This window comes from uncultured Aquimarina sp., from assembly GCF_947492405.1.
GTDB lineage: Bacteria > Bacteroidota > Bacteroidia > Flavobacteriales > Flavobacteriaceae > Aquimarina.
In genome coordinates this window covers 373,297-394,470 of sequence record NZ_CANLMP010000002.1, presented here as the reverse complement: position 1 = coordinate 394,470, position 21,174 = coordinate 373,297, and the positions used below count along the sequence as shown (strand labels likewise).

Here is a 21,174-nt window from a genome sequence, read left to right as displayed (position 1 = left end):
GTGGATAATCCCGGCATAATTTGTGTCTGATAAAAGTTAAAAATTGTATTTTTTGTTTTACATTTTTACTATTAGTTGGAAAATACAAAAGAAATTAGCTATTTTAGCAATCATATAATAACATTGTAATATGGAACCGAAGAAAAATCCGAAAGCAGATTTGACCAAAAAAAGTGCCTTGTTTTTACAGCTTGGACTAATTTTAGTTTTATTTGTTACGTGGCAAAGTATAGAGTGGAAAACCTATGACAGAAGTAATATCGATATAGGTCAGGTAAATCTTGATGAACTAGAGGAAGAAGAAGTTCCTATTACTCAGAACTTAAATACACCACCACCTCCACCACCACCACCACCAGCGCCGGAAATCATCGACGTTGTAGAGGATGAAGAAGAAGTAGAGGAAACTATTATAGAATCTACTGAAACTAATCAAGAGGAAGAAATCGTTGAGGTAGAAGAAGTAGAAGATGTAGAAGAAGAGGAAGAAATTGCTGATGTACCTTTTGCTGTAATTGAAAATGTTCCTGTTTTTCCAGGATGTGAAAAAGAATCAGGAAATGCAGCTAAAAAGAAATGTATGAGTGATAAGGTTAAGAAATTTGTTAACCGTAAATTTAATACAGAATTAGGAAGTGAGTTGGGTCTTTCTGGAGTGAATAGAATATATGTTCGTTTTAAGATTGATAGAAGCGGAAATATTGTAGGAGTTCAGGCTAGAGGTCCACACCCAAGATTAGAGAAGGAAGCGCAGAGAGTAGTAAAAATGCTTCCGAAAATGACTCCAGGTAAACAAAGAGGAAAAGCGGTAGGTGTACTGTATTCTCTACCAATTGTTTTCCAGGTTCAGGATTAACAAACATTTTTTTAGATATCATAATCCCCTTTGTTGTAAAAGCAAAGGGGATTCTTTTTTGGTATGCTTGTTGTGTTTAGTAGTAACTGTAACGTTAAAACTAAATGATATGAGTAACAAGCATGATGCTAATGTGCGAAAAGGCACATTGGTAAACTTTCAGATTGGGCTTATAGCAAGTCTATTATTTACCTATGTAATGTTTGAGGTGTACACCTCAGAACCAATTGATAAGACTTTTGATAAAGAAATAGTCTTAGAAGATGAATCCTTTGTTTGGAATGAACAATTTACAGTCTATCAGGAACCAGAACAAAAAGTGGTTGCGCAAAAAAGACCAGAGCCAATCCCTGACCCTACAGAATTTGAGGTAGTTGAGGATGATAAGGCTATTGATGATCTAACAGAAGAGTTTAAGAGTGAAGAACCACTAGTGGAATCAGCTCCATTCAATCCAGATGCAATTGTAGACAAAGAAGAAGATGATATCCCTACAGATGTCCCTTTTTCTGTAGTAGAAGATGTACCGATCTTTCCTGGTTGCGAACGTTTAAAAACGAATAAAGAAAGAGCGGCTTGTTTTTCTGAGAAGATTAGGAAGATCATTTCTAAAAAGTTTAATACAGATATTGGAAGTGATTATGGTTTAGAAGGTGTACAAAGAATATATGCCTTATTTGATGTAGCTGCAGATGGAACTATACAGAATATAAGGGTAAGAGCTCCACATCCTAAGCTTAAAAAAGAAGCAGAAAGAGTGATTGGTTTGTTTCCTACAATGACTCCCGGAAAACAGCGTAAAACACCTGTAACGGTAAAATACCAGTTACCAATTGTATTTAAAGTTCAGGATTAAATAAAAATGATTTTAAAATATAAGAATCCCGTTACGATAATCGTATACGGGATTCCTTTTTGGTATGCTTGTTGATTCAGATTTTAATTGTAACGTTAAAACTAAATAGTATGAGTAACAAGCATGATGCTAATGTACGAAAAAGTACATTGCTAAACTTTCAGATTGGGCTTATTGCAAGCCTTTTATTCGTCTTTGTAATGTTCGAAATGTATACATCCGTTTCGGTAGTGAAACCTCCTGATATCGGTTCTACCAAAACTGTAGATACTGTTTTTACTCTGGATGTTTTTAAGATTGAACAAAAGCCTAAGAAGAAAGAAGTCGTTAAAACGAAAAGAGTTAAAAAACCTGATTTCACAAAACCAGAAGTAGTGGATAATAATACTGCTTTACAAAAGCTTAAAAAAGAATTAGAAGGTGAAGATAATGATGTTCATTCCAAAGCAGTTTCAATAGATTCTATTATAGATGTAGGTGAAACTGAAAAAATCATCTATGATATTGATAAGGTTACTATAGCACCTATTTATCCAGGTTGCGAAAAGTTTAGTAGCAATGATGAGAGAATTGCTTGCTTTTCTGGTAAAATCCGAAGATTAGTTTCTAATAAATTTAATGCCGGTTTAGGAGAGGTGTATGGTCTAAAAGGATTGCAGCGAATCCACGTTCAATTTCAGGTTGATACTGATGGAGTTATTAAAGAAGTACAGGTAAGAGCTCCACATCCAGCTTTAGAAAAAGAAGCTAGAAGAGTTGTTAAAAAGTTTTCTAGTATGGAACCGGGAAAAATTGGAAATAAACCAGTAAAAGTAAATTATATTTTACCAATTACTTTTAAGGTTGTAGATTAAGTGATGAGGCCCAGCTAATTTTAGCTGGGTTTTACTTTTGATAGTTATTTTAGACAGTTAAAATTGTGCCCAAACTATGCTTAAACCTGTTTGTTTAGCTAAAACAGTTGTTAAAAGGTGAATTATAAATAGTTATAAGTTGTCTAAAATGCTTTTAACACATATCTTTGCACCACTTTTTAAAAAAGCTATATAGTTAACGTGCAAAATTTGAGTATAACCCAAGTCGATACTGCCAAAGTTTCTGTGATTCAGGATTTTAAAGAAATCACTAAAATGCGATTGGCATTAAGCGTAGTTTTTTCTTCCGTTGCTGGTTATTTGTTAGGAGTTGATACCATTTCTTGGAGTACATTAGTACTTTTGTCTATTGGAGGATATTTTATGGTTGGAGCATCTAATGCTTTTAATCAGATTATAGAACGTGATTTAGATGTTTTGATGGACCGTACCAAAGATAGGCCAATTCCATCTGGTAGGATGTCTGTGAATACGGCTTTTGCAATTGCTGCTATTTTTACCATTTTAGGGATTTCTGTTTTGTATTTCATTAACCCTCAGACTGCTATGTTTGGAGCGATTTCGATTTTCATATATGTTAGTTTATATACTCCTTTAAAGACTAAAACTCCTTTATCAGTTTTCGTTGGAGCTATTCCAGGAGCAATACCATTTATGTTAGGATGGGTAGCAGCAACAAATGATTTTGGTATAGAACCTGGTACTTTGTTTATGATTCAATTTTTCTGGCAGTTTCCACATTTTTGGGCAATAGGTTGGTTTTTGTTTGATGATTATAAGAAAGGAGGTTTCTTTATGCTACCTACCGGTAAAAGAGATAAAGGAACGGCTACTCAAGTGGTTATTTATACTTTATGGACTGTGATTACCTCATTAATCCCAGTATTTGGGGTTACAGGTAAATTATATATTACTCCGGTTTCCGGAATTTTGATTTTAATACTTGGCGGATTTTTATTTAGATATGCAATTCGTTTATATAAAGTAAGAGATGCTAAAACAGCAAAACAATTGATGTTGGCAAGTGTGTCTTATATTACATTGCTACAAATTATTTATGTAGCAGATAAATTTATTCGTGCATGGATTTAACGCAAGGGACAACAATAGAAAAACAGAAAAGAGCAAAAAAAACCATGATGTGGTTTGCTATGGTAAGTATGACCATGACATTTGCAGGTCTTACCAGTGCTTATGTGGTAAGTAAAACCAGAGAAGATTGGTTAACTGATCTTGTTTTTCCAGATGCTTTTATAACAAGTGTATTAATTATTATTGCAAGTAGTATTGCTTTTTATTTTGTTAAAAAAGCAATCGAAAAGGGAAATAGAAGCTTGGCAACTATTTTGTTGTTAACGACTTTGAGTCTTGGAATCTTGTTCGTGATTATGCAGTTTCAAGGATTTGAAGACATCATGGCGCAGGGATATTATTTTACCGGCCCCTCTGCTAATATTGTTCCTACTTTTTTATATATAATAGTAGTATTGCACATAGTTCACGTAATTGTCGGGCTAATAGTGCTTTTAGTCGTAATTTATAATCATTTTAAACAAAAGTATAAAAGAGGGCAAACCCTTGGTTTAGAACTGGGTGCTATGTATTGGCATTTCGTAGATGTTTTGTGGGTTTATCTCTTTTTATTTTTATATTTCGTTAGATAATAAAATTGATTACTTTTGTGGAAAATTTAACAATACCAAATTCTATATATGGAAACAACTGTTACTAACACAGGTACAGAAGGTAAAACTTGGGGTGGAGGTAATCAACCGCTTAAGGTGAGTTATGGTAAAATGATGATGTGGTTTTTTATCCTATCTGATGCACTTACATTCTCTGGGTTTCTTGCTGCTTACGGTTTTTCGAGATTTAAGTTTATCGATTCATGGCCAATAGCGGATGAAGTCTTTAATCACTTTCCATTTCTTCATGGGGTTGATGCACCAATGTATTATGTGGCATTAATGACATTTATATTGATATTTTCTTCGGTAACTATGGTGCTGGCTGTGGATGCAGGTCATCATATGAAACAAAAGAAAGTAATTCTTTACATGTTTCTTACCATTATCGGAGGAGCAATATTCGTAGGATCACAGGCTTGGGAGTGGAAAAACTTTATTAAAGGAGAATATGGTGCGATAGAAACAAAAGGTGGTCAGATATTACAATTTGTAGATAATGAGGGTCATAGAGTTGCATTACACGATATCGCTATTGTCGATGATCATAATGAAAGACTGCAACACGAAAGTAAGTTAGGTGTATGGTATGATAAAGAAGGTACGCTTCCTACATATACTGTGGAAGAAATAAAAGCTGGTTTTTCAAAAAGAAGTGATCTTTTAATAAGAACCCAAGTACTTACAGATAAAGGAGAAAAAACAATATTATCTAGAGAAGAATCCTTAAGAAGACTAAATACGGATGCTATTGGTGTTGTAGAGGGAGCTAATTTAGTCCATAATGAATATGGAACACCTTTATTTGCTAATTTCTTCTTTTTTATTACTGGATTTCACGGATTTCACGTGTTTTCTGGAGTTGTTATAAATATCATCATATTTTTTAATGTGATATTAGGAACTTATGAAAGAAGAAAGAACTACGAAATGGTAGAAAAGGTTGGACTTTACTGGCACTTTGTAGATTTAGTATGGGTATTTGTATTTACATTCTTCTACCTGGTTTAATAATAAAAAGAATATAGAATAGATATTATGGCACACGATACAGCACATCACGAATCAAATACCAAGAGAATTTGGATGGTATTTATTTTACTATCGGTAGTTACGATAGTAGAAGTGATTCTAGGTATTATAAAACCTGCATTTTTGATAGAGACTACAGTAATTAGCATGAAATTACTGAATTGGATCTTTATTATTCTAACCATATATAAAGCGTACTATATTACTTGGGCTTTTATGCATATGGAAGGCGAAACAAAAGGTTTAAGAAGAGCAGTAGTTTGGACGGCAGTATTTTTAATCTGTTACTTAATGTTTATACTGCTAACAGAAGGGGATTATATATATGAAGTATTTAAGGCTGGACACAAAAGTTGGGACTTCTAATATTCCTTTTTGAGATACGTTAAAAGCATAATAAAAGATAGTAAAAGGCGGTTGTTTTCAACCGTCTTTTTTATTTTTGCAAATGAAATAAACCACTTCGTGGGAAGCCCACAAGGCATTGGTTGGAGAATAATTTTGATTTCGAGGAAAGCCTCACATTATTTAAATCTCGATTATCGAGTAAAGTCTACGATTTAATGAAAAAATTTTTAGTTCTCGGAGTACTGTTTATACTACCGATAGTAATGTATTTATTTTTCGCTTCAGCAGTAGATAACTTTTCTAAACTTCCTGTATTAGAAGAATCTATAGGTAGTGTGAATCACTTCGAAAGCCTTACAGGAGAACAGGTTACTTTAAAAGATAAAATCACAATAGTAGGTTTTTTTGGAGAAGGTATTTATAATAAAAAAGGAAACGCTTTTAATTTAAATCAAAAAATTTACAAGAAAAACTACGAGTTTCGAGATTTCCAATTCGTTATGATTTTACCATATGGAAGTGAAAATGCTGCTAAGGAGCTTTTAGATGAACTAGATGATATAGAAGATGTATCTGGATGGAAGTTCCTTTTTGGAACTCCAGAGAGTATTCAGAGTTTTTTTAAAGGCCTTAAAACTCCTTATACATTAGATCAAAGAAATGCTACTAACTATGTGTTTATTATTGATAAAGATGGTAATCTAAGAGGTAGAGAAGAGAATCTGAAGAAAAAAGAGCAAAAGGTATATGGTTATGATACTAGTTCGGTGGCGGATCTTAATAACGTTATGGTAGATGATGTAAAGGTTATTTTGGCTGAATATCGTTTAGCATTGAAGAAATATAAAGCAGATCGTAAAGAAAAATAGAAAATGAAGAAGTATTCATACGTAGGTATATCGTTTGTTATATTAATTTTTGGAATTATTTTTATTCCTAAGATTGTGAATAGGGTTAAAGATACTTCTATTGTTAAAAATGATAGGATGAGTGCCGATAATCCTGTAGCTAATGAAAAACTATCTTATATAAAGATTAACGGTAAACCCAGAAAAGTTCCTGAATTTGCATTTCTGAATCAAGATAGTTTGTTAATTACAAATCATGATTATAAAGGAAAAGTATATGTGGTTGATTTTTTCTTTACAAGCTGCCCTACTATTTGTCCTAAAATGACCAGCAATCTGGTGTATTTGCAAAATAAACTTAAGAACTATGAGAATTTTGGAGTAGCTTCTTTTACAATTAATCCAAAACGCGATTCACCACGTATTCTTAAGAAATATGCTGAAAATTATGAGATTACCGATCCTGATTGGAATTTACTAACAGGAGATCGAGAAGATTTATATGATTTGGCTAATGCTGGGTTTAATATTTATGCAGCAGAAAACCCTGAAGTTCCGGGTGGTTTTGAGCATAATGGATACTTTGCTTTAATAGATCAGGAAGGGTATATTAGATCTCGTTATGATGCTTCTGGAAACCCAATTATATATTATAGAGGTACTATAGGAATTGAAGAAGAAAAAGATGAAAATGGAGAAGAGGAGCAGATTACAATCTTATTAGAAGATATCAAAAAATTATTGAAAAACGATGAGTAGTAACATATCAGATGTAGAAAGTAAGTATAATAAGTGGATCGTTATATTGTCTATAGCGATACCCTTAGTGGTAGCTATTTTATTTGGCGTAAATCTACGTAAATTAGGTTTTGATGTAAAACCACTTACTTTTTTACCGCCCATTTATGCAAGTATTAATGGATTGACTGCTGTTATTCTAATAATAGCATTTTGGGCAATTAAAAATAAGAAGGTGGCATTGCATGAAAAGCTAATGAAGACCGCAATAGTATGCTCCGTATTATTCTTGGCAATGTATGTTGCTTATCATATGACCAGTGATTCGACAAAGTTTGGAGGAGAAGGTGTTATTCGATATATATATTATTTCATATTAATTACGCATATAGTATTATCGATCGTTGTGATTCCATTTGTTTTGGTAACCTATGTAAAAGCATTAGCAAAAAATTTTGATAGACATCGAAAAATTGCAAGAATCACATTTCCTCTATGGTTATACGTAGCAATAACCGGTGTAGTTGTATATGTAATGATAGCTCCATATTATACTTAATATTAAAAACTTAATTTGTCATTCAATTGTAGTTCGGAATCCGAAATGAAAACAAAAACACTTTACATATTAATTTTATTTTTACTCTTCGCAATTCCGGTAGATGCGCAATGCGCTATGTGTCGAGCAGTATTAGAAAGTGAAGAAGGACAACAAACAGCGAGAGGGATTAATAATGGAATTGTATATTTAATGATTATTCCATACGTGCTTATTGGTGTTATCGGGTATGTTATGTATAGGAATAAAAAGAAAGCTAAATAGGATTGAGACAAGACAGTGAATAGTGGTATATTTTTTGTTTATTACCTATTTCAATTTTAAAAATGGGTTTTGCATATGATAAGAAATATACTTTTAACTATTGCGTCATTGATGTTTACATTTGGCTTTGGCCAGATTCCTACTCTTGCTATTCATAAAGATGATAAGAAGACCAATTTACCAATACATAAATTATCAATTCAGGTAGATGTAGTAGGTAATATTTCCAGAACCACATTTGATATTACCTTTTATAACCCTTATGAAAAAGTTTTAGAAGGAGATTTTTCATTTCCTCTTAATGAAGGACAAGATGTTTGCAGGTACGCTTTAGATGTTAATGGAAGTCTTAGAGAAGGTGTAGTCATTGAAAAAATCAAAGCCAGGCAAGTATATGAAGCAGTGGTTCGTAAGAATATAGACCCTGGGATTTTGTCTAAAACCAAAGGTAATTTTTATAAAACCAGGATATATCCGATTCCTGAAAAAGGATATAAAAGAGTAGTCTTTGCGATAGTGCATATACTTCCTGTAATAGGGAATGAATTACACTATTTGTTACCTATGAGTATGACTGAGGAAGTGGATACATTTTCTTTGGAAGTGAATGTAATAAAAAGTGAGAAAAAACCAATAATAGGGTCAGAAGACTATCCAGAATTTACCTTTGACAATATTTCTGAAATTTATCAATTGAACTTCAATCGAGAAGAGTATCAGCCCACAAAGGAATTGGATTTTAGAGTTCCGTTTTTTAACAAGTCTGATCAGTTTGCTTACACAGAAATGTATGAAGGACAAAACTATTTTTATACTAGTTTTAAGATTCCTGAATTTGAAACTAAACCTAAATTGAGTCCCAAAAATATCGCAATTTATTGGGATTCTTCTTTTTCTGGAGAAAAACGAAATATTGAACTAGAACTTGGAATCTTAAAGAAATATCTAGAAAAGCTAAAAGGAGAAAAAGAAGTTTGTGTTCATGCTTTTAATTATAAAGAAGTCGGTAATAAAGAGTTTAGAATTACAGATGATGCATCAATGTTAATTGCATACTTGAAAAGCATTCCTTCTGATGGTGCTACTAGATTAGATAACTTAAGTTTTGCTAAAAGTTATGATGAAATTTTACTCTTTTCGGATGGAATTTCTACTATCGGAAATGAAAACATGATATTGCCAAAAACACCTATTTACACATTTAGTTCTTCTCCAGGATCAAATTATAGTACTTTAAAGTATATAGCTTCAAAAACTAATGGTAAATATTTGAAACTTTCTGAGAGATCTATAAATGATGTGCTGAATAAATTGAATACCTCTAGTATTCAGTATATGTCTTTAGATATTGATAAAGAAGAATTCAAAGATATTGTGGTTGCTCCAGAGAACTATGAAACGGGTAGTTTTACAATGGCTGGAATCTCCTTACTACAGGATGCAGAATTTACAGTTAATTTCGGAAACGAAAAAGGGACTGTATGGAGTAAAAAGGTAAAGGTAAGTGGTAATACTACAGATAGAGCAATCATCCCAAGAGTTTGGGCTGGATTTAAGATAGGAGAGCTTGACATGCAGTATCAAAAAAATAAACAAACAATAACTAATTTAGGGAAAGAGCATGGTATTGTCACTCGCAATACTTCTTTTATCGTTTTGGATCGTATAGAAGATTATGTAACGCATGAAATAGTCCCTCCTAAAGAATTACAAAAAGAGTATTATAAACTACTGGAACGAAAAGCGAAAGAGAAAACGAAAGATGATCGTCACATACAAAAAAGTAACGTAAAACAATTGTCAATATTAAAAGAGTGGTATGAAACAGTTGTGAGACCTAAAAATGATACTGAAAAAGTTTTAAGAGCTGCTAATAGTAATATGTCAGCTGCAGAAAGAAGAAGGATGGCTGAATTGGCAGAAACACAAAGAGCATTACAAGAGGCAAATCGAAGAACCTTAAATAAAAGTGCAGAGGCAGAAAGTATAGAAAGTAGAACATCAGAATATGGGGTTTCTGATGATGAATTAGAAGAGGTAATTGTTGAGGATGTGGCAATTGAAGAATCTATTAGTGTAGATAAGAAGAAAAGATCTAGTAAAACTTCAGGTCCTAAAATTAAACTCCTGGCGTGGCAACCAGAAGCTCCGTACCTTGATAGTTTAAGAAACGTTTCTCCCAGAAAAACCGTTGTATTGTATCACAGGTTAAAAGAAGAATATAAGCATACTCCTTCCTTTTATATCGAAGTAGCAGATTTCTTCTTTCAGAATAAAAATAAAAAACAAGCTGTTATAGTATTGTCTAATCTATTAGAGCTTGATCTGGAAAATACAGAACTTCTTAAGGTGGTTGCAAGAAGACTATTGGATGAGAACGAAAATGAATTAGCGATTGAGGTATATAAAGAGATACTGGAGCTTCGCCCAGAAGAACCTCAATCACATCGCGATCTAGCTCTTGCTTATGTTCAGAACAAAGAATATCAGAAAGCTTTGAATCTGTTCAATCATATCTTAAATACAAAATGGGAACGATTTGGATCGATTAAAGAAATTGTATTAAATGAAATGAATATGTTGATTGTTCAGCATAAGGTGAATTTAGATGTTTCTAAAGTGAACAAAGAGCTTATTTATGAAATGCCTATAGATGTCCGTATTGTAGTAGATTGGAGTAGTAATGATAATGATATAGATCTATGGGTGATGGACCCTAAAGGAGAAAAGTGTTACTATCAGAATAAACTAACAGGAATAGGAGGTAAGATAAGTACCGACATTACTGCAGGATATGGCCCAGAAGAGTTTACGCTGAAGAAGGCACCAAGAGGATTTTATACTATATACGTGAATTATTTTAGCGAGTCCCGACAAAGTATTGTAGGTCCAGTTACGGTATATGCAACGATGTATACCAATTACGGTAGAAAAGATCAGATGGCAAAACGAATTGCTATCCAGTTAGAAGATGGCAAAAAAACATTGCAAATCGGACAACTGGAGTTTTAATACAACTAAATCTTTAACATTTTCATAACATAATAAAGTGTAACGAAATTAGCGTAGTATAAGTCTTATGGTATAAGACGGCACTAACCAATCCATATTATTTCTAGAGAGGGAAACTAGAAAATTGATCTACTAATTTAGTATTATTTTAAAGTCAGTGAGTCTTAGTTAAAAAGAAATAGGTGTGATTTTATACCTGATAAATCTTAATCTTGTATTATGATTGAAATTAAAGACTTACATAAATCTTACCAAATGGGAAGCAATTCCCTTCATGTTCTTAAAGGAATTAATTTTAGTGTTAAAGAAGGAGAGCTAGTTGCGATTATGGGATCTTCTGGTTCTGGGAAATCTACATTACTTAATATTTTAGGAATGTTAGATGAAGCAGATACTGGAAGTTATTTTCTTGATGAAGTTCCTATTAAAGGATTAAATGAAACAAAGGCAGCACAGTATCGTAATAAGTTCTTAGGTTTCGTTTTTCAATCTTTTAACCTAATTAATTACAAATCTGCATTAGAAAATGTAGCGTTGCCTCTGTATTATCAAAGGAAGAAAAGAAAGGAAAGAACTGAAAAGGCCATGGAATACTTAGGCAAAGTTAGCTTGGCAGAATGGGCAACACATTTACCTAGTGAACTTTCTGGAGGACAAAAACAAAGAGTGGCAATCGCACGTGCATTAGCAGCTGACCCAAAAGTATTACTAGCTGATGAGCCAACAGGAGCTTTGGATAGCAAAACTTCCTACGAAGTAATGGATATAATCCAAGGTATTAACGATGAAGGAAAAACAATATTAGTTGTAACTCACGAAGAAGATATTGCTAATATGTGCAAACGTATTGTGCATCTCAAAGATGGCGTTATTGTAGAAGATAAGCCTGTAGAACAAGTAAGAGCATCACAATATGTTTGATAGAGATAGATGGCAGGAAATTTTTGAGGCAATAGGTAAAAATAAGTTAAGAACTTTTTTATCAGGATTCACTGTTGCATTAGGAATATTGATTTTTACTATTTTATTGGGGTTAGGTAATGGTTTGCTTAATAGTTTTCTAAACAGTTTTGTAGATGATGCTCAGAATGTAATTTTTATTAGAGCAGGAAGAACTTCTAAAGCTTTTAAAGGCTTTCAAGAAAATAGAAAAATTCAGTTTGAAAATGAAGATTTCGAATTTATAAATTCTAATTATTTCGGTAAAGTAGAATATGCTACACCAAGAATTTATCGTAATGGATTAGCTAAGTATAAAAAAGAATCAGGAAACTACAGTATAAGAGCGGTTCATCCTGATCATCAGTATCTAGAAAAAACGATCATGATGAAAGGACGTTATCTAAACGAAGCAGATCTTGTAGAAAGGACTAAAAATATTGTAATTGGTAGGCTTATAGAAAAAGATCTTTTTAAAAATGAAAACGCTCTTGGAAAAAACCTTGATGTAGATGGTATAGCTTATAAAATTGTTGGAGTATTTCAAGATAGTGGTGGAGATAATGAAGAGCGAATACTATATATGCCTTATAAAACTGTTCAGTTACTTTTCGGGAATAATGAAGATTTAGATCAAATCAATATATCCTATAATATGGCAATGGATACAGAGCAAGCTATTGCTTTTTCTAAGAAGATTGAAGAAGACTTTAAGAAAAAATTCAACGTATCGCCTGATGATCAAAGTGCAATAAGAGTCCGAAGTTTTGTAGAAGATATCAAAGAAACTATGGTGATCCTTGGTGGTATATACGCACTTATATTTGTGGTAGGAATAGGGACATTAATTTCGGGAGTAATTGGTATTGGTAATATTATGACCTTCAGTATAAAGGAAAGAACAAAAGAATTGGGTATTAGAAAAGCTTTAGGTGCGTCTCCTAAATCTATAATAGCAATGGTACTTCAGGAGTCAGTTTTGATTACTGCAGTAGCCGGATATTTAGGTCTGATATTGGGGATGCTAATTTTGAAACTAATAGGTAATAGCTTAGAAGAGTTTTTTATTCTTAACCCAAAGGTGGATACAGGTGTTATCGTAGTAGCAACAATTACGTTAATACTTTCAGGATTGTTAGCTGGATATATTCCCGCAAGAAGAGCAGCAAAAATCAAACCGATCATTGCGCTTAGAGACGAATAAATAATAATAATTTGCTATGAAATTTATATTCGAAAGAGATACCTGGCAAGAGATATACGGAGCAATTCGTAAGAATAAAATCAGAACTATAATCACTGTTATAGGGGTGACCTGGGGAGTGTTTTTATTTGTGGTTCTTTTAGGAATGGCAAAAGGTTTGGATAATAGTTTCAGAAGTCAGTTTAATGATTTTGCGACAAACACTATGTTTCTTTGGGGACAACAAACCAGTATGCCCAATAATGGTTTTAAAAGAGGGAGAGGTATGCAACTTACTCTGGATGACGTAGAAGCGTTAGAATCACAAGTAAACGATATAGAATATATCGCACCGCGTAATGTTACAGGGCAATGGGGAACACCTCCTGGTCAATTTGTTAGAGGATCTAAATCTGGAGCATTTAAAGTATTTGGAGATTATCCAACCATCGATAAAGTATCAAAGAAAAAAATGTTTGATGGCGGTAGGTTTATTAATGAAGAAGATATTAAATATGAGCGTAAAGTTTGTGTGATTGGCGAAGATATTTATAAACAGTTTTATGATAAAGAAGAAGAAGCAATAGGTGATTTTGTAAAAATTAACGGTATATATTTTAAGGTAATTGGTGTATATAAACCTACCCAACAAGGATTTGAAGGAGATGATTCTATTTTTCTTCCTTTTACTACGTTTCAAAGTATTTTTAATCAAGGAAGAAATATTTCTTGGATGGTAATAACAGCTAAAGCAGATAAGAATATAGTTAATACAGAAGCTAAAATAAAAACTACACTTAAACGAATGCACGATGTGCATCCTGATGATGATCAGGCATTTGGAAGTTTTAATTTAGGAGAAGAAGTAGCAAAAGTAAATGGGTTTTTGTCTGGAATGCGATTGATAACCTACATCGTTGGTATAGCTACTCTTATAGCAGGTGTGATTGCTATTGGTAATGTTTTATTAATAACTGTTAAAGAACGTACACGAGAAATTGGAGTCAGAAGAGCATTAGGAGCGACTCCAGCAGAAATACGCGGACAAATAATGTTAGAGTCTATTATGCTAACTTTTATAGCAGGACTTATAGGCTTTGTTTTTGGAACTATTGTCCTTTGGGGAGTAAATAGTGCTATCGGTAATAGCGATGATGTGCCTATCCTGAATCCTACAGTAGATTTCTTTGCTGTAGTTGGAGCATTACTCTCTATAGTCCTTTTAGGAACAATAATCGGTCTAATTCCTGCCCAAAAAGCAGTAAGTATAAAACCAATTGAAGCATTAAGAGAAGAATAAAATAACAATCAAAATAACCTAATCGATCAAAATGAAGAAGTTTTTTAAAATTTTATTAGTTGTAGTTTTTATAGCCTTACTAGGTTTTTCTGGTAAGTATCTTATAGATTCCAATAGTAAATCACCTATAGTATTTACTACAGAAAAGGCTTTTAAAACATCCATAGAAGAAAAAACAGTAGCTACAGGAAAAGTAATTCCAGAGGATGAAGTAGAAATCAAACCTCAAATATCAGGAATCATCGAAAAAATATTTGTAGAAGAAGGAGAGCCAATAAAGACGGGTGATTTAATTGCAAAAGTAAAAGTAGTGCCTAATGAACAAGCATTAAATAGTGCTAGAGGACGTGTTAAAAATGCACAAATTGTATTAAATAATTCTAAAACGGAGTATGACAGAAATAAAGCGCTGTTTGAAAAAGGAGTTATTTCTAGCCAAGATTTTAATGCAATCGAATTAAATTTTAATCAAGCTAAGCAAGATGTTTCTAATGCGCAAACTGACCTTCAGATTATAAGATTAGGATCTGCTGGAGGGTCTTCTTCGGCAAATACAAACATTAGGGCTACGGTATCAGGAACGATTCTAGAAATACCTGTAAAAGAAGGTGATCAGGTGATAGAAAGTAATAATTTTAATGCAGGAACTTCTATAGCCACTATTGCTGATTTAAACAAAATGATTTTTGAAGGTAAAGTAGATGAAGCAGAAGTAAGCAAGTTAAAAATTGATATGCCTCTAAAGGTAAGTCTAGGTGCTATTAGGGATAAAGAATTTGATGCAAAACTTAAATTCATTGCGCCTAAAGGTAATGAAGAACAAGGTGCCGTTCAATTTAAGATCGAAGGAGAAGTGTTTTTGGATAAAGAATATTTTGTGAGAGCAGGGTATAGTGCTAACGCTTCTATTGTATTAGATGTTAAAGAAGATATTTTAGCAATTAAAGAAGCATTATTGCAATTTGACAGGGAAACAGAAGAACCTTATGTAGAGATCAAAACAGGAGATCAGGAGTTTGAGAAAAGAGAAATAGAGATTGGTTTATCCGACGGTATTAATGTCGAAATAGTATCTGGTTTAACTGAAGAAGATGAGATTAAAGTTTGGAATAAGACTGAACCAATTAAAATAGAACCTGAAGGAAACGAAAACTAAATAACACTGAAAATTATAATACCTATTTTTGATTTCATTATGGGTATTTTATAAAGAAATGATTTTTTTTATAAATAAGTGTAACAACAACGATTAATAGTATACAAATAGGTGTTGTGAAATAAACTATAAGACACTTTGTTGTTTTTGGTTAGTTTCCATCTGACCTCTTAAAATAAAGAAAAACGGATGAAAGTTAAAATTTCGATTATTTGCTGTGTTCTTTTTGGGATGCTAAGTACCCAGGCACAAGATAAAAAATGGACATTAAGGGAGTGTGTAGAATATGCTTTGGAGAACAATATAACAATTAAACAATCTGCACTTAATTTAGAAGCTGCGGAGATTGATAGAAGTGATGCCATGGGTAATTTTTTGCCTTCACTAAATGCTAATGCTGGGAACTCATGGAGTTCAGGACTAAGACCAGATCCAATCTCAGGAACCAATAGTAATCAAACATTTAGAAGTTCTAATTATGGTCTGAACTCAGGTGTTACATTATTCGATGGATTAAGGAATATTAGGCAATTTCAAAGAGCTAAAATGAATAAACTGTTAAGCCAGTATAATTTGGGTAAGTCCAAAGATGATATTGCACTTTTTATAGCTAATAGTTATTTACAGGTTTTGCTAAACAAAGAATCATTAAAAGTAATAGAAAAGCAACACGATATTACTTTGGAGCAGCTAAAAAGAACCAAAGACTTAGTAGAAGCGGGTGTACTGCCAGAAGGTGATATTTTTGAGATTGAAGCTACTTCTGCTGATGAATTAACTCGTATTGTACAAGCACAAAATGCAGTGCTAATAGCTCGTGTAGGATTAGCGCAAACATTACTGATTAAGGATTACGAAAAATTTGACATAGCCGAGCAGAAATATTTAGTACCAAGTACAAATATATTGAATAAGTCTATTGAGGAAATAAGATCTACCGCAAGGGAATCAAGATATGAAGTCCAGATAGCAGAACAAAATAAACTACTAGCGGAAAAGGATTTACAAATTGCTAAAGGAGCATATTATCCTTCTCTTAGTGCGTCTCTGGGATTAGGAACAAGTGAATCAGGTGCTGATAGAGTTATTTTTGACGAGATTACGGGAGAAGGAAGTTTGACTGGTCCTCCTGATTTTTTTGATCAAATTTCGGATAACTATGGTCTTAATTATGGAGTTTCATTGTCAATACCACTGTTTAACGGTTTTGGAACAAGGAATAGTGTAAAGAGAAGTAAAATCAATGTAAAGCGTACAGCTTTCCAATTAGAGCAGGCGGAGTTAGACTTAGATAGTAATGTATATCAAGCATATGTAGATGCTAAAGGATCTGCAGAAGCTTATGAAGCATCTTTAGTAGCGGTAAAAGCGCAAGAGAGAGCCTATGAGTATGCTAAAGATCGATATGATGTAGGAAGAACTAATGCATTTGATTTTAGTCAATCTAAATTTAGATTAGAAAATGCACAGAGTAATGAGGTGCAAGCTAAGTTTGATTATATTTTTAAAATTAAAGTGTTAGAACTTTTTTTCGGAATAAAACTAGCAGATATAAAATTGTAAATAAATATCAGTGCGTTTGGGCTGTTAACCAAAAGGTTGTAATTTCATCCAATAGAATTAATTTTTTAATGTAAGTCATGAGTAGAAAAACTTTACTAACCATTTTAATCATCGTTGTAATTTTAGTTATTGGACTGGTCTTTGGTAAAAAAGCAGGATGGTTAGGTAAAGATGGAAACCTAAAAGAGGTGGATATATCTAAAATTGAAAAGCTAGATATTATCGAAACTGTTTCTGCTACAGGAAAGATTCAGCCCGAGGTTGAGGTTAAGCTTTCTTCTGAAGTTTCTGGAGAGATAATTGACTTACCTATTAAAGAAGGACAACAAGTAAAGAAAGGTGACCTTTTAGTGAGAATTAATCCAGATATTATACAATCTGGATTAAACAGATCTCAAGCTGCATTAGAAAACGTAAGAGCAGGATTAAGACAAGCAGAAGCTAGTCTAAAGGAAGCAAGGTTAAGCTATGATCGTAATAAAGAATTGTTTGATAAAGGAGTAATTTCTAAAGCAGAATGGGATGGATCAGTTTCGGCGTATGAGGTTGCCGAAGCAGCAAAGCAATCTGCATTCTATAATGTAAAAAGTGCTCAGGCTACAGTAAATGAAGCAAAAGATAACCTTAATAGGACAACAATCTATGCTCCAATGAATGGAACCATTTCTAAATTATCGGTAGAATTAGGAGAACGAGTAGTAGGTACACAGCAGATGGCAGGTACGGAAATCGTAAGAGTAGCTAACTTAAGCAATATGGAAGTTGAGGTAGATGTAAATGAGAATGATATTGTCAAGATTTCTTTGGGAGATTCTACAGTTGTCGAAGTAGATGCTTATCTCAAAAAGCAATTTAAAGGCTTAGTTACAGAGATTGCTAACTCAGCAGAAAGTACACTAAGCGCTGATCAAGTAACTAATTTTAAAGTGAAAGTACGTATCCTAGAAGGATCATATAAAGATTTAGTAAAGGATAAGCCAGAGAGCTATTCGCCTTTTAGACCAGGAATGACAGCTACAGTTGATGTTATTACTAATAAAAGAGAGAATATTATTGGAGTTCCAATTAGTGCTATTGTAATTAAGAGCGATACTTCTAGTAAAGCAAAAAGATCCTATACAAAGGAAAAGTTGAAAGAGTCTGATGAAAAGTTTGAATGCGTTTTTGTGAAAGACGGTGATGCTGCTAAATTAAGAGTGATTAAAACAGGCATTCAGGATGATAGTAATATAGAAATTACTGATGGCCTAAAAGAGGGAGAACAAGTAATTACAGGGCCTTATAATATAGTTACCAAAACATTAAAAACGGGCGATAAGGTGACTTCGAAAAAGGAAAAAAATACGGAAGAATGATTATGATAATTAAGGCTATCTTTGCATAAATTTTTTTAAGATGGCTTATATTCTTTGTATAGAAACTTCTACAACTAATTGCTCCGTTGCCTTAATTAAAAATGGTCTTGTAGTGGCATCCAAAGAGGATTATGATACTAAATACTCTCATGCCGAACGTTTGCATCAATTTATTGATATTGTTGTTAATGAAGCCGGAATAGCTTTTGCTGAGCTCGATGCGGTTTCCGTAAGTAAAGGGCCCGGTTCCTATACAGGTTTAAGAATCGGTGTTTCTGCGGCCAAAGGATTATGTTACGGATTAAATATTCCATTAATTTCTATTGATACATTACATTCGTTAGCCTTACAGGTAAAAACTAAAGAAGGTTTTGTGGTTCCTATGATTGATGCTAGGAGAATGGAAGTGTATTCCGCAATTTTCTCTAATGATTATGAAGAACTAAGATCTACAGAAGCAGAAATCTTAACAGAAGCTTCTTATGAAACCTATTTACATAAAAGTAACGTATATTTTATTGGGAATGGGGTAGCTAAATTTGAAGAAATTAACACACATAAAAATGCGGTATTCATTTCGGATAAATTGCCATCCGCAATGCAGATGGCCAATGTGAGTTACACTAAGTTTTTAGAAAATGATTTCGAAGATGTTAGTTACTTCGAACCCTATTACTTAAAAGACTTCGTGACGGGTTAGCATCGATATTTTTTAGTGCATTGTACTTTGCTACTAATTTTATTAAATCATCTTTTTTCTTAATTTTTATTTTTTCTTTTTTGATATATTCTTTTAATTCATCTTTCTTGTCAGAAAATACAGCTAATAAATCTTTTTTCTTAGTAGGCAAATCAATTACGGTTCCATTTTCCTCTAGATAATAAGTTTCTATAGTTTTTATTTTACCTACCTGTGTAGTGCCCGTATCAGCATCCATGCTTTTTGGTTCGGTAACTTTTAGATCATATTTTTTATATATCCTGTATTGCTCAGTTAGTTCTATAAGAACAAAATAACCATGGTTATTAAAACCTCGTTCATCTCTAAAAGTACAGTAATAGAAATAATCATTGTCAATCCTTACATGAGTTGTAGGGGTTTTTACAATCTCATATAAATTAGAGTTGTCAGTATATTCTAGTGCATCGTTAAAAATGTTATACCTAACCTGAGCATTGAATGTTCCCTCTTTTTCTGCAATTATAGTTGCATTCTGATACTTTTTATTTGTATAAATGGAGCCTACATACGAGTCAAAAACTGTTGTTTCCTGAGTTGTTTTTAATAACTCTTGTGGCAACTGAGCCAATAAGATTGGAGTTGTTAAAAAAATTATTATTTGTAGTAAATTTCTCATAATTAACATGTTAATTACACTAATATAAGAAAAATAATTCGATTAAAGGTGAAAAACATAGTTAAAATACGGTTTAAGCATAATTAGATGAAATAGATAATTGCTAAAAACATTGAATGTTAATGAGAACATTTGAACAAAACCAATTAATAAAAAAAAGCCATCTACAAATGAGATGGCTATATTAAATAAAGTATTGTATTAGCTTAAAAAAGGTTAGTTTCTCCTAGATCTAGTGCTTAGTAAACTTCTTGATGGACCACCATCTGTACTTTTTAAAGCATTATATCTTGATACAAGTCGAATGAGATCTTCTTCTTTACGTACTTTTATTTTTTCCTTTTTTATATAATTTTTTAATTCCTCTTCTTTGTCGCTAAGAGCAGCTAATATTTTCTTTTTATTCATAGGTAATTCCATGATAACACCGCGTTCTTCAAGAAAATATGCTGTTTGTATTTGCACCTTACCAGGAGTTGCAGTTCCACTCGCAGACCCTTTTTTATCGGGCTCCGTTATTTTAACAGAATATTTCTTGTATATTCTGTAACGTTCCGTTAGTTCCACTAAAACGTAGTAACCAGGTCTCTTTAAGCCTCTTTGCGTCTTAAAGTTACAATAGTAATAATAATCACCATCTATTCTGGCATGTGATGTAGGGCTTTTTACAAGTTCAAATAATTCAGAACCCTTTTTATACTGTAATGCATCTGTATAGGCATTATACCTTAGTTTAGTATCAAAGGTTCCTGATTTTTCATCTATCACGCTTGCATCCTTATATCGAAGATGTTTAAAGATAGAACCATCAAATTCATCAAACGTAGTTATTCTCTTAGTCGGTTTTACTAAAGATTGCGGAAGTTGTGCAAATAAAACAGGCGACATTATTAAAAATAAAAATTGTAATATTTTTCTCACGGCTTATTGATTTAGGTGAATTAAATGTAATAAAATGTGAGATTAAATGCAAAAATATAAGTTTTAATACAATATTTTTATTGATTTGTCAATGGATTAACTTTTTTGACAAGGTATTGACGGAAAATATTATGATTCATTGAAAATATAACACCTATTTTTTATGGTAAAACAGTAATTTTGATAACGAAAACGTTGTAATTTTGTAAGAATAATCTTCATGTAGTTGTTTAACTACTTGATTTTCTTCGCTTCTGGAGTATTTATCTGCATTGTTTATTTAGCTAGTAGATTAACGTTTAAAAATATAAAAAGCACCTTAATAC

General features: G+C 32.6%; 21 protein-coding genes. 19 read left to right on the top strand and 2 right to left on the bottom strand.

What is annotated here, in order from left to right:
- Window positions 1-130 precede the first annotated feature (130 nt).
- The 19 genes from Q0829_RS08130 (at window position 131) to tsaB (ending at window position 19,269) form a co-directional block, all read left to right on the top strand.
- A complete protein-coding gene (locus tag Q0829_RS08130; RefSeq protein ID WP_298541679.1) occupies window positions 131-856 on the top strand; it encodes an energy transducer TonB in 726 nt (241 codons plus the stop codon).
- Between the two features lie 109 nt (window positions 857-965).
- Entirely contained in the window at window positions 966-1,712 is a 747-nt protein-coding gene (locus Q0829_RS08125) for an energy transducer TonB (protein ID WP_298541678.1), read from the top strand.
- 110 nt (window positions 1,713-1,822) lie between these two features.
- Complete coding sequence (locus tag Q0829_RS08120) at window positions 1,823-2,566, top strand: energy transducer TonB (RefSeq protein WP_298541677.1); 744 nt, start codon at window positions 1,823-1,825, stop codon at window positions 2,564-2,566.
- 210 nt (window positions 2,567-2,776) lie between these two features.
- Window positions 2,777-3,679: a heme o synthase gene (cyoE, locus tag Q0829_RS08115; protein WP_298541676.1), complete on the top strand. Its 903-nt coding sequence runs from the start codon at window positions 2,777-2,779 to the stop codon at window positions 3,677-3,679.
- Window positions 3,670-4,251, top strand: a complete 582-nt coding sequence (locus Q0829_RS08110) for a cytochrome c oxidase subunit 3 (protein ID WP_298541675.1) — start codon at window positions 3,670-3,672, stop codon at window positions 4,249-4,251. Before cyoE ends, Q0829_RS08110 begins: the two co-directional genes overlap by 10 nt.
- 48 nt (window positions 4,252-4,299) lie before the next feature.
- Window positions 4,300-5,283, top strand: coding sequence for a cytochrome c oxidase subunit 3 (locus Q0829_RS08105; RefSeq protein ID WP_298541674.1), 984 nt, complete (start codon window positions 4,300-4,302; stop codon window positions 5,281-5,283).
- A 27-nt stretch (window positions 5,284-5,310) separates the two neighbouring features.
- Complete coding sequence (locus Q0829_RS08100) at window positions 5,311-5,670, top strand: cytochrome C oxidase subunit IV family protein (RefSeq protein ID WP_298541673.1); 360 nt, start codon at window positions 5,311-5,313, stop codon at window positions 5,668-5,670.
- Between the two features lie 197 nt (window positions 5,671-5,867).
- Complete coding sequence (locus tag Q0829_RS08095; RefSeq protein ID WP_298541672.1) at window positions 5,868-6,521, top strand: hypothetical protein; 654 nt, start codon at window positions 5,868-5,870, stop codon at window positions 6,519-6,521.
- 3 nt (window positions 6,522-6,524) lie between these two features.
- Window positions 6,525-7,259, top strand: coding sequence for an SCO family protein (locus Q0829_RS08090; RefSeq protein WP_298541671.1), 735 nt, complete (start codon window positions 6,525-6,527; stop codon window positions 7,257-7,259).
- Window positions 7,252-7,797 (top strand): DUF420 domain-containing protein, encoded by a 546-nt coding sequence (locus Q0829_RS08085; protein WP_298541670.1) that lies wholly within the window; start codon window positions 7,252-7,254, stop codon window positions 7,795-7,797. Before Q0829_RS08090 ends, Q0829_RS08085 begins: the two co-directional genes overlap by 8 nt.
- 45 nt (window positions 7,798-7,842) lie before the next feature.
- Window positions 7,843-8,061, top strand: coding sequence for a hypothetical protein (locus Q0829_RS08080; protein WP_298541669.1), 219 nt, complete (start codon window positions 7,843-7,845; stop codon window positions 8,059-8,061).
- Window positions 8,062-8,136: 75 nt separating this feature from the next.
- On the top strand, window positions 8,137-11,073 hold the full coding sequence (locus tag Q0829_RS08075; RefSeq protein ID WP_298541668.1) for a VIT domain-containing protein: 2,937 nt from the start codon (window positions 8,137-8,139) through the stop codon (window positions 11,071-11,073).
- Window positions 11,074-11,292: 219 nt separating this feature from the next.
- On the top strand, window positions 11,293-11,994 hold the full coding sequence (locus Q0829_RS08070) for an ABC transporter ATP-binding protein (protein ID WP_298541667.1): 702 nt from the start codon (window positions 11,293-11,295) through the stop codon (window positions 11,992-11,994).
- Window positions 11,987-13,216 (top strand): ABC transporter permease, encoded by a 1,230-nt coding sequence (locus Q0829_RS08065; protein WP_298541666.1) that lies wholly within the window; start codon window positions 11,987-11,989, stop codon window positions 13,214-13,216. The genes Q0829_RS08070 and Q0829_RS08065 overlap by 8 nt, the downstream gene beginning before the upstream one ends.
- A 16-nt stretch (window positions 13,217-13,232) precedes the next feature.
- Window positions 13,233-14,495, top strand: coding sequence for an ABC transporter permease (locus Q0829_RS08060; RefSeq protein WP_298541665.1), 1,263 nt, complete (start codon window positions 13,233-13,235; stop codon window positions 14,493-14,495).
- A 31-nt stretch (window positions 14,496-14,526) separates the two neighbouring features.
- On the top strand, window positions 14,527-15,651 hold the full coding sequence (locus Q0829_RS08055; protein ID WP_298541664.1) for an efflux RND transporter periplasmic adaptor subunit: 1,125 nt from the start codon (window positions 14,527-14,529) through the stop codon (window positions 15,649-15,651).
- Window positions 15,652-15,840: 189 nt separating this feature from the next.
- On the top strand, window positions 15,841-17,214 hold the full coding sequence (locus tag Q0829_RS08050) for a TolC family protein (protein WP_298541663.1): 1,374 nt from the start codon (window positions 15,841-15,843) through the stop codon (window positions 17,212-17,214).
- Window positions 17,215-17,291: 77 nt separating this feature from the next.
- Window positions 17,292-18,569, top strand: a complete 1,278-nt coding sequence (locus Q0829_RS08045; protein ID WP_298541662.1) for an efflux RND transporter periplasmic adaptor subunit — start codon at window positions 17,292-17,294, stop codon at window positions 18,567-18,569.
- A gap of 40 nt (window positions 18,570-18,609) precedes the next feature.
- Window positions 18,610-19,269: a tRNA (adenosine(37)-N6)-threonylcarbamoyltransferase complex dimerization subunit type 1 TsaB gene (tsaB, locus tag Q0829_RS08040; protein WP_298541661.1), complete on the top strand. Its 660-nt coding sequence runs from the start codon at window positions 18,610-18,612 to the stop codon at window positions 19,267-19,269.
- On the opposite strand, the gene Q0829_RS08035 is transcribed toward tsaB, so the two are convergent.
- Both Q0829_RS08035 and Q0829_RS08030 read right to left on the bottom strand, forming a co-directional pair.
- Window positions 19,223-19,927 (bottom strand): hypothetical protein, encoded by a 705-nt coding sequence (locus tag Q0829_RS08035; protein ID WP_298541660.1) that lies wholly within the window; start codon window positions 19,925-19,927, stop codon window positions 19,223-19,225. The genes tsaB and Q0829_RS08035 overlap by 47 nt on opposite strands.
- A gap of 216 nt (window positions 19,928-20,143) precedes the next feature.
- Window positions 20,144-20,848: a hypothetical protein gene (locus Q0829_RS08030; RefSeq protein ID WP_298541659.1), complete on the bottom strand. Its 705-nt coding sequence runs from the start codon at window positions 20,846-20,848 to the stop codon at window positions 20,144-20,146.
- Window positions 20,849-21,174: the final 326 nt, after the last annotated feature.

Bases quoted from the DNA above. Each gene is read 5' to 3' on its own strand.
- Q0829_RS08065 (WP_298541666.1), top strand. From the start codon at position 11,987: ATGTTTGATAGAGATAGATGGCAGGAAATTTTTGAGGCAATAGGTAAA.
- Q0829_RS08050 (WP_298541663.1), top strand. From the start codon at position 15,841: ATGAAAGTTAAAATTTCGATTATTTGCTGTGTTCTTTTTGGGATGCTA.
- Q0829_RS08130 (WP_298541679.1), top strand. From the start codon at position 131: ATGGAACCGAAGAAAAATCCGAAAGCAGATTTGACCAAAAAAAGTGCC.
- Q0829_RS08100 (WP_298541673.1), top strand. From the start codon at position 5,311: ATGGCACACGATACAGCACATCACGAATCAAATACCAAGAGAATTTGG.
- Q0829_RS08055 (WP_298541664.1), top strand. From the start codon at position 14,527: ATGAAGAAGTTTTTTAAAATTTTATTAGTTGTAGTTTTTATAGCCTTA.
- Q0829_RS08085 (WP_298541670.1), top strand. From the start codon at position 7,252: ATGAGTAGTAACATATCAGATGTAGAAAGTAAGTATAATAAGTGGATC.
- Q0829_RS08045 (WP_298541662.1), top strand. From the start codon at position 17,292: ATGAGTAGAAAAACTTTACTAACCATTTTAATCATCGTTGTAATTTTA.
- Q0829_RS08060 (WP_298541665.1), top strand. From the start codon at position 13,233: ATGAAATTTATATTCGAAAGAGATACCTGGCAAGAGATATACGGAGCA.
- Q0829_RS08110 (WP_298541675.1), top strand. From the start codon at position 3,670: ATGGATTTAACGCAAGGGACAACAATAGAAAAACAGAAAAGAGCAAAA.
- Q0829_RS08095 (WP_298541672.1), top strand. From the start codon at position 5,868: ATGAAAAAATTTTTAGTTCTCGGAGTACTGTTTATACTACCGATAGTA.
- Q0829_RS08070 (WP_298541667.1), top strand. From the start codon at position 11,293: ATGATTGAAATTAAAGACTTACATAAATCTTACCAAATGGGAAGCAAT.
- Q0829_RS08080 (WP_298541669.1), top strand. From the start codon at position 7,843: ATGAAAACAAAAACACTTTACATATTAATTTTATTTTTACTCTTCGCA.
- Q0829_RS08090 (WP_298541671.1), top strand. From the start codon at position 6,525: ATGAAGAAGTATTCATACGTAGGTATATCGTTTGTTATATTAATTTTT.
- Q0829_RS08125 (WP_298541678.1), top strand. From the start codon at position 966: ATGAGTAACAAGCATGATGCTAATGTGCGAAAAGGCACATTGGTAAAC.
- Q0829_RS08075 (WP_298541668.1), top strand. From the start codon at position 8,137: ATGATAAGAAATATACTTTTAACTATTGCGTCATTGATGTTTACATTT.
- Q0829_RS08105 (WP_298541674.1), top strand. From the start codon at position 4,300: ATGGAAACAACTGTTACTAACACAGGTACAGAAGGTAAAACTTGGGGT.
- Q0829_RS08035 (WP_298541660.1), bottom strand. From the start codon at position 19,927: ATGAGAAATTTACTACAAATAATAATTTTTTTAACAACTCCAATCTTA.
- tsaB (WP_298541661.1), top strand. From the start codon at position 18,610: ATGGCTTATATTCTTTGTATAGAAACTTCTACAACTAATTGCTCCGTT.
- Q0829_RS08120 (WP_298541677.1), top strand. From the start codon at position 1,823: ATGAGTAACAAGCATGATGCTAATGTACGAAAAAGTACATTGCTAAAC.